Source organism: Desmonostoc muscorum LEGE 12446 (assembly GCF_015207005.2).
In the GTDB taxonomy this organism is placed as follows: Bacteria; Cyanobacteriota; Cyanobacteriia; order Cyanobacteriales; family Nostocaceae; genus Nostoc; species Nostoc muscorum.
The window spans coordinates 7,471,237-7,484,121 of record NZ_JADEXS020000001.1; the positions used below are offsets into that span (position 1 = coordinate 7,471,237).

Sequence of the window (12,885 nt, forward strand, 5' to 3'; positions counted from 1 at the left end):
GCCTCTCCCTGCTTGTCTTAGAGGTTTGGACACGAGTCGTGATGTTCACCCAAAATTATACCGAAGGAAAAACAGATGATTATAGTACTTAAAAGCGGTACGCCCGTTGAGGAAATCACTCGCATCAGCCAAGAACTGAGTGAGATTTGGAAAGTCACAGTAGAAAAAAGCATCGGCACTCATAAAGCTGTGCTGGGAATAATTGGTGATACTTCTACCATCGATAAATTGCAAATCCAGGAAACCAGCCCTTGGATTGAGCAAGTGTTACGAGTGCAACAACCTTTCAAGCGGGTTAGTCGGGAATTCAGAAATGGAGAAGCCAGTGAGGTTGTTGTATCCACGCCTAACGGTGATGTCTATTTTGGAGAACATCATCCCATCGTAGTGGTAGCTGGCCCTTGTTCCGTTGAAAATGAAGCGATGATTGTGGAAACGGCTAAACGAGTAAAAGCCGCAGGAGCAAAGTTTTTGCGTGGTGGAGCCTACAAACCCCGCACTTCACCTTATGCTTTTCAAGGATATGGTGAAAGCGCCTTAGATTTATTAGCAGCAGCTCGTGAAGCTACGGGTTTGGGCATTATTACAGAACTGATGGATGCTGCGGATTTACCAGCAGTGGCGGGGGTAGCTGACGTAATCCAAATCGGAGCTAGGAATATGCACAATTTCTCGCTGCTGAAAAAAGTAGGCGCTCAAGATAAGCCAGTGCTGCTGAAGCGGGGAATGTCTGCCACAATTGACGAATGGCTGATGGCGGCAGAATATATTTTGGCATCAGGAAATTCAAATGTGATTCTTTGTGAACGGGGAATTAGAACCTTTGATGGCAAATATGCCCGCAATACTTTAGATCTATCGGTGATTCCGGTGTTGCGATCGCTCACCCATCTACCAATCATGATTGATCCCAGTCACGGTACGGGTAGATCCGAATATGTTCCACCTATGGCAATGGCTGCGATCGCCGCTGGTACAGATGCTTTAATGATAGAAGTTCACCCCAATCCAGCCAAAGCTTTATCTGATGGACCCCAGTCTCTCACCCCTGAAAAGTTTGACCGCTTGGTTCAAGAAATGTCAGTTCTAGGTAAAGTAGTCGATCGCTGGCCAACATCTCCATTTGATAGCATTAGTGAAAGCCATCTTCTCTTCGCCGCCAGAACTCTCAAAGCCGATAGACCGTAATCTTAGCCGACTTTTGGCGTTGCTGAATTTCAGTGTGAATGATTACAAAAATCTACGGTAGATTTTAAGTTGGTGGGGTACAAAAATACCCCATCCGCAATTTTTGCTTTAAATCTAATGCACTACTTTAGCCTTGCCACGCCACTACGTATATTTCAATAATCAAATATGAGTCCTATATTTTTTTGTGAACGTTGTAAAGAAATCGTAATTATTGAAATCCTGGCAAAATGAGAGTGGATTTATATAATTAGGACTTACGCATTGACACAAAATACCAAATATGAATGATTGAAAAACCACATCTTTCGTAGGGAACACTGCTGTGCCCTTACACCTGGTTGTTTGCGTGCATTATTGTAAGACTTATACCGTTTCACTTTAATTATGATACAAATACGTTGGTAGGGGCACGGCAATGCCCAGGGGTGTCAACTTAACGTGAAACCCTTGTCAAGACGTGATATTGAGTTCATTTACTTACCGTTACTCACCGCGTTACCCCACCCTAACCCTCCCCTTGTAAAGGGGAGGGAACTGAATTTCTTTTTCCCCCCTTTCTAAGGCAGGGCTGATTCATTCCCCAAAGAGCTTTAAAAATCAAGGGTTCTAGCGATTAAAAATTAGTTATTTTGTTACTGGCGTGCCGATGAAACCAACTATTTTACTGATATTTCAGTGCTTAAATGTTCATCTCTTCGTCACGCTTACTTACAATTTTCTTGCTAACCATCTTGACAAATCCTGTTTGAAATGGAATGAAACAGCCCTGCTTTCTAAGGGGGGATTAAGGGGGTAAAAGGTATGTGGGACAAGCATTTGAGCTTAAGTTGACACCAATGGGCAATGCCGTGCCCCTACGCGAAATCTATATGTATCAGGGTTTTAGTGAAATGGTATTACGCATTGACACAAAATACCAAATATGAATGATTGAAAAACCACGTCTGTCGTAGGGGCACAGCACTGCTGTGCCCTTACACCAAGGGTCTATATTCCCATCAAAGAATGAAAAAAACAAAAGTATGGCTATTAACGATATTGCTTGTAGTAATAGCAGTAATCAACATCATCACAGGACATAGCGATCCTCTCAAAGCTGCTTCATCTTTAGAGAAAGATACGCTAACAATGATTACTTCACCAGATTATCCGCCCTATGAGTTTTATGATACGAAAACAGGTGAAAGTCAAATCGTTGGCTTTGATATAGATATTGCCAAAACCCTTGCTGAAAAACTAGGGTTTAAACTTAAAATCATGGAATCCGACTTTAATGGCTTAATTCCTGCACTCCAAGCAAATCGAGCAGATTTTGTGATGGCGGGGATGACTCCAACTCCAGAACGTCAGAAAAATGTTGATTTTTCGATTATTTATTATGAAGCCAAAGATACGATTGTTGCTGCTAAGGGTAGTAATCTGAAGCAGCCACAAGACTTATCAGGAAAGAAAGTTGGGGTACAACTAGGAACCATACAGGAGCAAAATGCTAAAAAAATTGCCCAAAAAGTTGCGGGCGTTCAGCTAAAGCAACTCAACAAAGTGCCCGAAGTAGTCCAAGAAATCAAATCTCGGCGAATTGATGCGGCAATTGTTGAGGATACTGTGGCTAAGGGATTTGCTCAAGCCAACCCAGATTTAGAGTTTAATGTTATTCCTTCAGAAGAAGCAAGTGGATCAGCGATCGCATTTCCTAAAAATTCTACTTTAGTCGCACCTTTTAACAAAGTCCTGCAACAAATAAAGGACGATGGCACATTAAATCAACTAGTCAATAAGTGGTTTTCCCAGAACATTATCGCCGATTCTACATCCTCGACTCCTGCCAAAACCGGATTAAATCTCGACTTCACCAGAATCTTGCCAGATATTCCCTTTATTCTGCGGGGAATCCCTTTAACTTTGTTGTTTACCCTATTATCTGTCACACTGGGTTTAATCTGGGGAACAATACTTTCTCTAGCAAAAATTATCGGCATCAAGCCCCTTACCTGGGTTGCAAACGCTTATACCTCAATCTTCCGAGGCACACCTTTGCTGCTACAACTGGCGTTGGTTTACTATGCGACACCCCAACTTACAGGTTATGATATTTCGGCATTGGAGGCAGGAGTACTAACTTTTACCCTGAATTCTGGGGCTTATATGTCGGAAACCATCAGAGGTGGAATTCAGGCGGTAGATAAAGGGCAAAGTGAAGCGGCCATGTCTATGGGTGTTCCTTATTGGTTGATGATGTGGGATGTGATTATGCCCCAAGCCTTGAAGAACATTCTGCCAGCATTAGTAAATGAAACTATTGAATTGCTGAAAGATTCCGCCTTGGTGTCAACAATTGGTGTGGTGGAAATATTACGCAGTGCCCAAATCGTCGGCGCAAATAAATATATTTATTTTGAACCCTTGCTATTTGCAGGATTAATTTATTATGTTTTGGTCATGGGTCTGACCTTCGGCGCATCCACTTTAGAAAGGAGATTACGGCAAAGTGAGTAATGCAGTAATTCGCACGGAATTTTTGTGTAAATCCTTTGGTCAACTCGATGTACTCAAAGATATTTCCACCGAGATATATCAAGGCGAAGTGGTTGCCATATTAGGCCCTTCTGGTTCTGGTAAATCTACCTTTTTGCGATGCATGAATTTGCTAGAACAACCGACTAGAGGAAGAGTTTATTTTCAAGAGCAAGAAATCACTAATCCTAAAGCAAATATCGCTAAAGTTCGTCAACATTTAGTGATGGTATTTCAACATTTTAATTTGTTTCCTCACATGACGGTGCTGCAAAATGTCACCTACGCACCCATCAAAGTGAAAAAAATAGACAAGCAAAAAGCAGAGAAACATGGTTTAGAATTGCTGACGAAGGTAGGCTTAGAGCCAAAAGCGTCTGTCTACCCGTCCAAACTATCCGGGGGACAGAAACAGCGAGTGGCGATCGCCCGTGCATTAGCAATGGAACCAGAGATGATATTGTTTGATGAACCCACCTCTGCTTTAGATCCAGAAATGGTAAAAGATGTGCTAGAGGTGATGAAAGCTTTAGCCTTATCTGGAATGACAATGGCGATCGTTACCCACGAGATGGGTTTTGCGAGGGAAGTCGCCAATCGAATTATGTTTCTCGATCAGGGAACTTTAGCAGAAGATACTGCTCCGAGTGAGTTTTTCCAGAATCCTAAATGCGATCGCGCCAAACAGTTCTTAGAAAAAATGCTTTAGCACTAATCATAAGTTCAGCGATCGCTCGATAAAGACAAAGACGCGATAAATCGCCGTCTCTACAAAAGATTGATTATTGTAGAGACGGCGATTCATCGCGTCTGGTGCCTTAACCGAACCCTATTGCTACAACATCCGCCCCGCACCTTAGTTGCATCGCCCTGCACCTTAGTTGCATCGCCCTGCACCTTTGATGCATCGCCCCGCACTTTTGATGCATCGCCCTGCACCTTTGATGCATCGCCCTGCACCTTTGATGCATCGCCCTGCACCTTTGATGCATCGCCCTGCACCTTTGATGCATCGCCTCTCTACGTACTCCTTCCCCCAGCACTCACCACTCCGAACTCAGCACTCTTTATTGCACACAGTTAGGGTTGCTACCAGGAGTAGCATCAGGATAAAAAGTGCGGACGCCGCCATTTCTCCTCACAAACACTGCTTTAAACGTATTACCCTCATCAGTTACAGTCCAATGACAAACAGTATTAGTGGAACTGGTATTGGGGTTATTTTTATAAGCTAAAGCTACAATCGAGAGAATTTCTTCAGCACTGAGAGTGTAACCAAAACCTTTAATTGAAGACTGAGAAGTGCTATTGCCAACTTTCATAACAGCACCAATAGTATAAACAGCATTGGGAATAACTTCTTCGTTGGATGCGTTGTTATTTAGTCGTCCAGCTAAACCCTTTTCTTGAAGCTCTAAATAACGACCAACAAAATGTAATCCACCTATTGAACCTCCTGCTACAGGTTCTCCACAGAAGATATGTTCAAAACCCTCTGCATTAAACCAAACATTAGTCAAGTCAGTTAAGAATTGTGCGTCGGAAGTGCGCCCTGCAACCAAATATCCTCCTACATATTGTTTAATATTTGCCAAAACAGTAGGGTTATTTGTCATCATTAACTGAAAGTTAGAAGGACTGACAACTGTGCCAGGTTGTCCACAAAGATCGGTCACTGCTATATCAAAAGTATTCAGAGTTGGCGCAAGGGGAGTGACATCTCCAGGGCTACCATATGCTAGTCCAGATACGGGATTGTTGATATTGTCAAAGAATGGTAGAGAACCAGCGGGTAGAGAGGGAGAACCAGAAGACCCGTAATCAGTAATTACAATATCATCGATGTTAGTTCTGTTATAACTTCCATCAGTTTTGCGGACTTCACAGCGAACTATACCAGAAATATTAGGTGTGAAAGTTGCAGTTTGAAGAGTTTTAGAACTTGTTGTAATTATTGAACCTACTGCTGTCCATCAACTGCCGCTAGTAGTCGAACACCACAATCCCCATGTGGTGTTGCCATCATTACCATACTTGGCATGTTTGATTGTAACAGTGCCAGCACCCGTAGTGCGATCGAATTTCATGGTAATTTTGCCGCTGTTACGAACGCGTACAGATTGCGCTCCATTTTTAACATCGCTTGAAGTGTTGCCAAGCAGCGCCTCATTCAAATTCCAAGTCCCTGTACTAAGGGTGACATCAGCAGCAGCATAAGCGGCTTTCTGGCCAGACTCAAAACCCTCTGAAATGGTGGCGCCAATTGCTCGGAAGACGGAAAATGAAAGCAGGAAGACTGCTCCTCCTGCTATCTTTAAAGGTAAACTTAATTTCAGCATATTCAACAGAATTAAAGATTCAACTATTACTTTTTAAAGTTGATTGGTTATCTGCTGATTAACTTTTTTTTAAAATAGTTTTTTAAGCTCAGTTTTTGTGAACAAAAGGGTTAAACAGTAGGGGCACAACATGTTGTGCCCCTACCCGTGTACTTCATTTATGTGAAATACGTTGTAAGATGTATTGGGAGCGATCGCCATTTACAAAAACAAAGATTGCACAGTCAAATCCTTGAGAGTGATGGTGAAGTTACGCTTTTCTGCTGTGGCAATGAATGAGACAATTGCTTCACATGCTACAGCAACCGTTAACATTACCAGATTTCGTGCCAACGGATAATCACAAACATCATCATTCACCTCAGAAGGCACACGATAAAAGTCATTCCAAATAACTTCTGCATAATCAGATGCTAGCCCAGCATGAAGACAAGGAATGCTAAATTTATCTGCATAATCTTTTACTAATTGACGTGCTACGCTATTGTCAAAAACATCAATAATTAATTGGCTATCTTGGAGTAATTGATTTACATTTACGGATGTCAATTCTTTTGTTTTGCCATCAACTTTAGTACCAATCGCTCGATATAAATTGTTCGCCAATATTTTTGCTTTAAATGCTCCGACATCAGAACGGTAGTAAGGCTGGGTGGAAAGATTACGCTCCTCAATGCGATCGCGATCGATCACTGTAAGTTTGTCAAAACCAGACCGAGCCAAGTTTTCAACAATATTAGCTCCTAACGCTCCCGCCCCACAAATGGTTACAGGATACTTTTTCAACTTTGCCATCACAAAATTGCTGCGGTAAAGCTGTTCGTGAAAAAAGATAGTCATTCGATTTTGGATTTTAGATTTTGGATTTTAGATTGTGTACTCCTCAATTCAGAATTCAGAATTCAGAAGTCAGAATTCTGAATTCATTACTCTTGTTGTTCGATGACAGCAACTAATGATTGCAAGTCAAAGTCGCGATCGTATCCACTGAGGCAAATACCAGAACTAATTACAGTCAAGTCAGTTTTGGCGATCGCACTACTGTGGCGAACACCATCGGCGGTTGTCCAATCGACTGTCCAGTAATCACCGCGATCGTGGAATTGAGTTAAGGTACCGCCGCCGATCTGCAATGCCTTTCTCAGTCGCTTTTCATCCTGTTGGGGTTGACTAAAACCCTCAATGCGCCGAGTTGCTAATTCATACACTGTGCGAATTTCTGGAGTAATGCCTTTGAATTGCAATTCTTCAACGGGAATGAGTTGCTTAACGGCAGATTGCAGAGTTTCAACAATTTCCGGATCGGTGCGGCGATCGATTTCCTCAAACCAGCAGGATTGTGCATTCCAGCGGGCAATGATTTGGTCAAAGATGATACCCTCAGTTACTAGATGAATGGCGATCGGTTTAACCACCTGCAACCGTTGACGCACATCTGCTTCATTGACAGGGTATGCTAACCAAGTTTGTCCCCGCAGTTGGTGTGCTAACCGCAGCCGTATTTGGGGAAAGTGTTGCAAGTATTCGGCAATTTGGGGTAAATCTGCTTCTTCCACAACCGTTGCTGTCTTCTCATCTACAGGTTGAAAGATGCCCCAACCTTCAAATTTACTAGGCTTTGGGGTGAAGGTGTAGATCATCCCGGCTACTCGTGTGCGAACTCGTCCACCTTTTACACAGGGTGCAAGAAATTGAGTGTTACATAACTGTGCTTCTGCGATCGCAATTTGGTTGATTAGCTTAAATATGTTAGTCATAACTAATATTAATTATTTAAAATAAACCTACAAATACAACCCTAAAAAGCTGGATAAAATCTAACTTTCTTAATTACGAATTACGAATTACGAATTATTTCCCGCGTGCAAGTTTGTGGAGCATTGCGTTTTCTCAGTTACTAGAGGGACTCCGCTGGTGAGTTATTACACACTCTTTCAAGGAATGGCTACTTTTAAGCCAACCTCCCAGGTTCTTCGCACTCCCCGTTCACAAACGCCCACTGCATTTGGCAGTGTTACCGTTCCTCTCGTACTAGTATGTAGGCTCACACGAGTTAGGGCACGCAGGATATTTACATAATACAGCATACTACAAAAATTGGAAGAGATGAAAAGAGAGATTTTGCAGTAGAGCGATCGCTGTTACTTCATACACCTTCCCCATGTGGCTCTATCACCTCATTTGAGTTAAGCTATCACACTAATTTTATAATGCAAATTATACTACTAGTATTTTGATTTTTTACCAAAACCTTTTGGAGTTGAGCCTTTTGTAGAAGGCGAAGAATTTTTTGATGAATCCGTTTGCTCAGACCCTAAGACAGATGGCTGCTCAATTTCTAGCGACTGTGTAGAAGACACTATTTGTAAATCTGCTACTGATTTTGTTGCATCATCCTCTGTATCTAAGTTATTGCCTGCATCTTGCTCTCCGCTTGGCCAGCATGAACATAGATAACCACTTTCTCTAGAATTTAGCGGTAATCTTGCTGTAAAAGACGGTTTAGGAACAAAAATTACTTCTTTTTGCAACATGAAGTTCAAAATTGATGTAGAGCCATTTGCACCTATCTTGTCTCGAATTTTACTGACTAAAAAAGCAACATCAACGATTTGATTTAACCAAATAGCTGCCTCCTCTAAAGGTACTACTAGAGATGGTGGATCAAAGTGCATCATGTGATTTCTTATCTCCCTCAGCTTATGAAAGGAAGATAGTTCATCACGTGCGTTATCTAATGGATTACCAGTAATTAGACCTATCCACTTTAGTTTGTCTATAAATCTCCTGCCAAACTTCTCACCAACTTTTTGCTTCTCAAAATTCCATCCAGGGAGTGGGTCATATTGAGCTTTATTATAGAATTGATGCAGAGTTATATCTACGAGAGAAATTGCATCTCCTATTAAAGTTCTCAAATCAAAAATCCAGTCGCTTAATAATGCTTCATTTGATTGAATCACTAATTGATTGCGTAGAGAAATAATACGTTGTATTAAAGCTCTCTGCATTGAAGTATAGATATGTCCTTCTCTATCAATCTTGAGATGGATAGGATATTTCTCACCGTACATCTGATCTTGAGGTAGAACAATTGCTAAAGTTTCAGTTGAATCTGGATCAAACTTGTGGAAATCTATTTGAATGTCGATAGTATTGTCGAGCCAAAAGCACTCATAACGAAATAAGTCAAAATTATCAGATGAAAAAGAGTTATTGTAATATATATATTTTGATATTATTCCATAGCTTATTGGCTTACTATGTATTTTTTTATTATCATTGTCGTAGTTAACAATAAATTCCGGTTTTTTAATCCATTTTTTTCTTGAAAGATTTTGATTAGAGTAAAAATTTAGCAATTCAACAGTGACTTGTGGTACGATGCCAGCTTCTGTTTGATCCTTAAATTGAAAATAATAGTGAGGGTTAAGCATCTATTTTTTAGATTATCGATATTCTCTCAATCATATATTAGAGATTCAGCAATTTATAGTTTTTATCAAACTAGTAGAGTGTGGCATTGCTCATCATTTATACTGACAAACAATGCCACATTCTAACCCTACTTATCATCTCGCACAGGCAACGGCACATCCAAAATCTCCATCAGCAAATCCAGACGAGAGGGGCGTGTTAGGAGTGGGACGAGGTTCGGCAAGCTGTAGTAGTCCCCTGCAAAGGTGAACGTATCCACAGGTGCTTGCTGCTGCTTGAGTTGACTTTCCACCCAGTTGTAATGACCACCCACACGGACAATCACCACATTGGGCATGATTGCAAACTCTCGGCAATAGGTCTTGTAGACTTCACCGAAGTAAGGAGCTGCATTTTCGCCTTCATCCGTCACCAGAATAATCTGATCAACTACCTGCTTCTTCTTCCGCATTGCTTCCAATGCAGAACCGATGCTAGTGCTACCGCCTGCGTTGATGTGCTGGAAAGCACGCTCCCAGTCGGTCAACTCCTTGCCCTTTGCCGTGACAGCGTAAGGAATGGTGTCAAAGGCGTAGACAAACAGTTCTGCTTGAGCGATACCAGAGATGAGGGCAGCGAGTTGCTTACCGATCGCGATCGCATTCTCCATTGAACCAGACTTATCTACCAATAAGGCAGTTGGACGAGCGATCGCACCCCGCCGTTTCACCTGTTCGTTGGTCACTTTTTCCAAACGAGCAACGGTATCTGCATCGAAATCTGCGGTGTCTGCGGCAATCTGGGCTTTGAATGCTGCCACACGTCCACTTTTAGATGCTTCTTCCAGCTTCGAGTCAATCAGCTTCTTGACTTCTGGGTGATCCATTGCACCTCTAGTCTGGAGTGACTTGAGGTTATTAATCACTTCCTGAGGAGACATGCTGTTGATTAACGCCACCAGTACAACCGGTGTGAGTTGTTTGATTGCACCGATCGCGATCGTGTAGGGAATGTTAAACTCCACAATTAGCCGTGCCTGTTGTGCTGCACTTTCGGCCTTAGCAAGCTGTTTGAGGATATCTGCTAACGAACCCACTGGCGGAGTATCGCGGAACAGAATCGCATTTGCCCGCTCATTTGGTTTGATGTGCAGCGAAGCATAGAGGTGCTTCATTGCCTTACGACCCCGGAGGGCAGCGCGATCGAACAAAGCTGGATTGCTCTCCCGTGCCTTCAAGTAACGCCGCACGGCAGTTCTAGCTGAACGAGGCAGTTTATTTTGCTGCTGCTTCATAAAGTCCACTACACGCGCCACCTGATAAGGTGGAAACTCTTGCAGCATGATAAACCCGGCGTCGCGGTGTTCAACCAAATTGCTGGTTAGCAAGTGAGCAACAAACACTTCCTTGTGGTCGCGGACATCACCATGACGCTGATACCAGACTGCTAGGTGTCCGTAGAAAATAGGATCGAGTTCAACAATTAACTTGTGAATTTCTGCGACTTGCTCAAGTTTGCGGTGAGGAGTTGTCAGCAAACTGTTGAGCATTTCCAAGCGCAGGTCACGTTCTGCGGTATTCATAGTAACCTCCTTTAAGAATTTTAGATTTTGGATTTGCAATTTTGGATTGCAATCTAAAATCCAAAATCTAAAATCCAAAATTGAAGGAGGCAGATGTTGCACGCGGGGCGATAGAGTCACCGCGCAAGTTGTAGAAGCATTGTGTATAATTTTTGCAGAATTATGTATGCTTCTGCGATCGGGGCGCGGCAACAACTGCCAAGGGATTGGGGACTGGGGATTGGGGATTGGGTACTGGGGATTGGGGAGATGGTAATGGCTAATCACCAATTACCAATGCCCAATGCCCCATGCCCAATTCTGTTACGTTAGAGAAACAACTGCTCCTGTTTCCTCTAGCTGCTGCTTGATAATTACAGCCGCTTCTTGGTTCAGTCCTGCCTGAACCACTTGAGGCAGAGATTCCACAAAGTCTTTTGCTTCTTTGAGTCCCAGTCCAGTCACCGTCCGGATGACCTTGAGTAAGGCAATCTTTTTCTCTGCTGGAACCGATACCAACAAGACATCAAATTCCGTTTGAATCTGCGGTTGAGTTTCATCCTCATCTCGCTTGTCAATCTGAAGGAATTTAGGTGTGGATATATCGACATTGAAAGTTGCTTCAATCTGCTTTACTAATTGACCAATCTCATTAACATTTAGAGACTTTATTTGTTTTAAAATTTCTAGATTTTCCACAGACATAACAGCCTCGAATCATACCAAATTGAAATAATTAATATTGTTTTAAAATCCACCAAACAGCTTCGTAATTACAGCAGATTTCAAGGAAGGCCAAGTAAACAATCTCAGTCTAGTAAACCATAAAGTTTGTTTTATTCCTGAATTCTTATTTGTAATCCAAAATCCAAAATCTAAAATCCAAAATTGAATCACTTCGTGCAAGTTGAAAAAGCTGTTGATTCACACACGGGATTTGAACCCGTAGTTGCTTGATCTTGATTCAAGTGCCTTACCAATTCGGCTAGTATGTAAGCTTTTTCGGTTAGGGCACGAAGTGAAAAATTTTAGTTTTCAGAAAGTTGATTTAAAATAAATCGAATTTCTTTCTTACTACACTGCTGTTTTCTAACAGCGTAAATTGTTCTACCTTTATACAAGAATGCAGCATAACGGTGAATGAAACCTTTGAGAACATCTGTTACATAATTAGTTGGTTGTGGTGGAAAATCTTCAAAGGTAATTAGATACCAAATCTCATTCAGCTTGTAGTACCGATGATAATCATCAATAATGACGATATGAGTTTGCTCTGAATTTTGCTGCTGCTTTCGAGGTCTTTTTTCAACTGCACAAAGAATTCCAGTCTGAGGATGAATGTAAAAGCGATCGCCATAGCCTCGATCTAATTGATTTCGATACCCTTGGTAAGGCTTGCTGTAAACAATACCATCAATTATTTCTACATAGCGTTCAACGTAGTCCCACAAATGACCAATAACATGCTGTCCTGCCATTGTTTTGGCATCTAGTCGTTGACACAGTTCGCTGTAAACATCATTCCACGGCTGTCCAACTTTCGAGCGCAAAAATCTACGCAAGGGACCGAGATGATCTGAAAGACGCTTGGATTTGTTTGTTGCTTTAATCAAGTAGGGATTAAACAATCCATCCTCACTCGCTTCTTCGGTGAGTTTGTTTAATTGCTTTTTAAAACCCGTCACCTTTTTGAGGTTAATTCTCATCCCACCGCGAGGACGCTCAATCACAATTTCGCTCAAACGATGTTCGCTCATATCTCATGTTGTTTAAATTTAGTTCTACTGGTTGAGTTTTGATTAAACATAAGTTAGCGGACATCATTGAACTCACCTCCATGTAATTGATTGAGTAAAGGTTAAT

The 12,885-nt window shown here is 41.9% G+C and carries 11 protein-coding genes and 1 tRNA gene; 3 read left to right on the plus strand and 9 right to left on the minus strand.

Annotation, left to right across the window (positions count from 1 at the left end; genetic code table 11):
- Nucleotides 1-75: 75 nt before the first annotated feature.
- From aroF to IQ276_RS30735, 3 genes are all read left to right on the plus strand, one after another.
- On the plus strand, nucleotides 76-1,188 hold the full coding sequence (gene aroF, locus IQ276_RS30725; protein WP_190878808.1) for a 3-deoxy-7-phosphoheptulonate synthase: 1,113 nt from the start codon (nucleotides 76-78) through the stop codon (nucleotides 1,186-1,188).
- 1,008 nt (nucleotides 1,189-2,196) lie between these two features.
- The gene (locus IQ276_RS30730) at nucleotides 2,197-3,687 is read left to right on the plus strand and encodes an ABC transporter permease subunit (RefSeq protein WP_193917029.1); all 1,491 of its coding nucleotides are present in this window, start codon (nucleotides 2,197-2,199) and stop codon (nucleotides 3,685-3,687) included.
- A complete protein-coding gene (locus IQ276_RS30735; protein ID WP_193917031.1) occupies nucleotides 3,680-4,414 on the plus strand; it encodes an amino acid ABC transporter ATP-binding protein in 735 nt (244 codons plus the stop codon). The genes IQ276_RS30730 and IQ276_RS30735 overlap by 8 nt, the downstream gene beginning before the upstream one ends.
- A gap of 358 nt (nucleotides 4,415-4,772) precedes the next feature.
- On the opposite strand, the gene IQ276_RS40805 is transcribed toward IQ276_RS30735, so the two are convergent.
- The 9 genes from IQ276_RS40805 to IQ276_RS30775 all read right to left on the minus strand — a co-directional run bounded on the left by IQ276_RS40805 (nucleotide 4,773) and on the right by IQ276_RS30775 (nucleotide 12,779).
- Complete coding sequence (locus IQ276_RS40805; RefSeq protein ID WP_309245620.1) at nucleotides 4,773-5,381, minus strand: EndoU domain-containing protein; 609 nt, start codon at nucleotides 5,379-5,381, stop codon at nucleotides 4,773-4,775.
- A 297-nt stretch (nucleotides 5,382-5,678) separates the two neighbouring features.
- The gene (locus IQ276_RS40810; RefSeq protein ID WP_309245621.1) at nucleotides 5,679-6,044 is read right to left on the minus strand and encodes a hypothetical protein; all 366 of its coding nucleotides are present in this window, start codon (nucleotides 6,042-6,044) and stop codon (nucleotides 5,679-5,681) included.
- A gap of 201 nt (nucleotides 6,045-6,245) precedes the next feature.
- Nucleotides 6,246-6,884, minus strand: a complete 639-nt coding sequence (locus tag IQ276_RS30745) for a ThiF family adenylyltransferase (RefSeq protein ID WP_193917034.1) — start codon at nucleotides 6,882-6,884, stop codon at nucleotides 6,246-6,248.
- Between the two features lie 86 nt (nucleotides 6,885-6,970).
- Nucleotides 6,971-7,801 carry a hypothetical protein gene (locus IQ276_RS30750; RefSeq protein WP_193917036.1) on the minus strand — a complete coding sequence of 277 codons (831 nt, stop codon included), beginning with the start codon at nucleotides 7,799-7,801 and terminating at the stop codon, nucleotides 6,971-6,973.
- A gap of 468 nt (nucleotides 7,802-8,269) precedes the next feature.
- Nucleotides 8,270-9,481 carry a hypothetical protein gene (locus tag IQ276_RS30755; RefSeq protein WP_193917037.1) on the minus strand — a complete coding sequence of 404 codons (1,212 nt, stop codon included), beginning with the start codon at nucleotides 9,479-9,481 and terminating at the stop codon, nucleotides 8,270-8,272.
- 128 nt (nucleotides 9,482-9,609) lie between these two features.
- Nucleotides 9,610-11,043: a vWA domain-containing protein gene (locus tag IQ276_RS30760; protein WP_193917039.1), complete on the minus strand. Its 1,434-nt coding sequence runs from the start codon at nucleotides 11,041-11,043 to the stop codon at nucleotides 9,610-9,612.
- Nucleotides 11,044-11,346: 303 nt separating this feature from the next.
- A complete protein-coding gene (gene rplL, locus IQ276_RS30765) occupies nucleotides 11,347-11,727 on the minus strand; it encodes a 50S ribosomal protein L7/L12 (RefSeq protein ID WP_193918779.1) in 381 nt (126 codons plus the stop codon).
- Nucleotides 11,728-11,947: 220 nt separating this feature from the next.
- A tRNA-Leu gene (locus tag IQ276_RS30770) sits at nucleotides 11,948-12,017 on the minus strand.
- Nucleotides 12,018-12,050: 33 nt separating this feature from the next.
- Nucleotides 12,051-12,779 (minus strand): hypothetical protein, encoded by a 729-nt coding sequence (locus IQ276_RS30775; protein ID WP_193918781.1) that lies wholly within the window; start codon nucleotides 12,777-12,779, stop codon nucleotides 12,051-12,053.
- Between the last annotated feature and the right edge of the window lie 106 nt (nucleotides 12,780-12,885).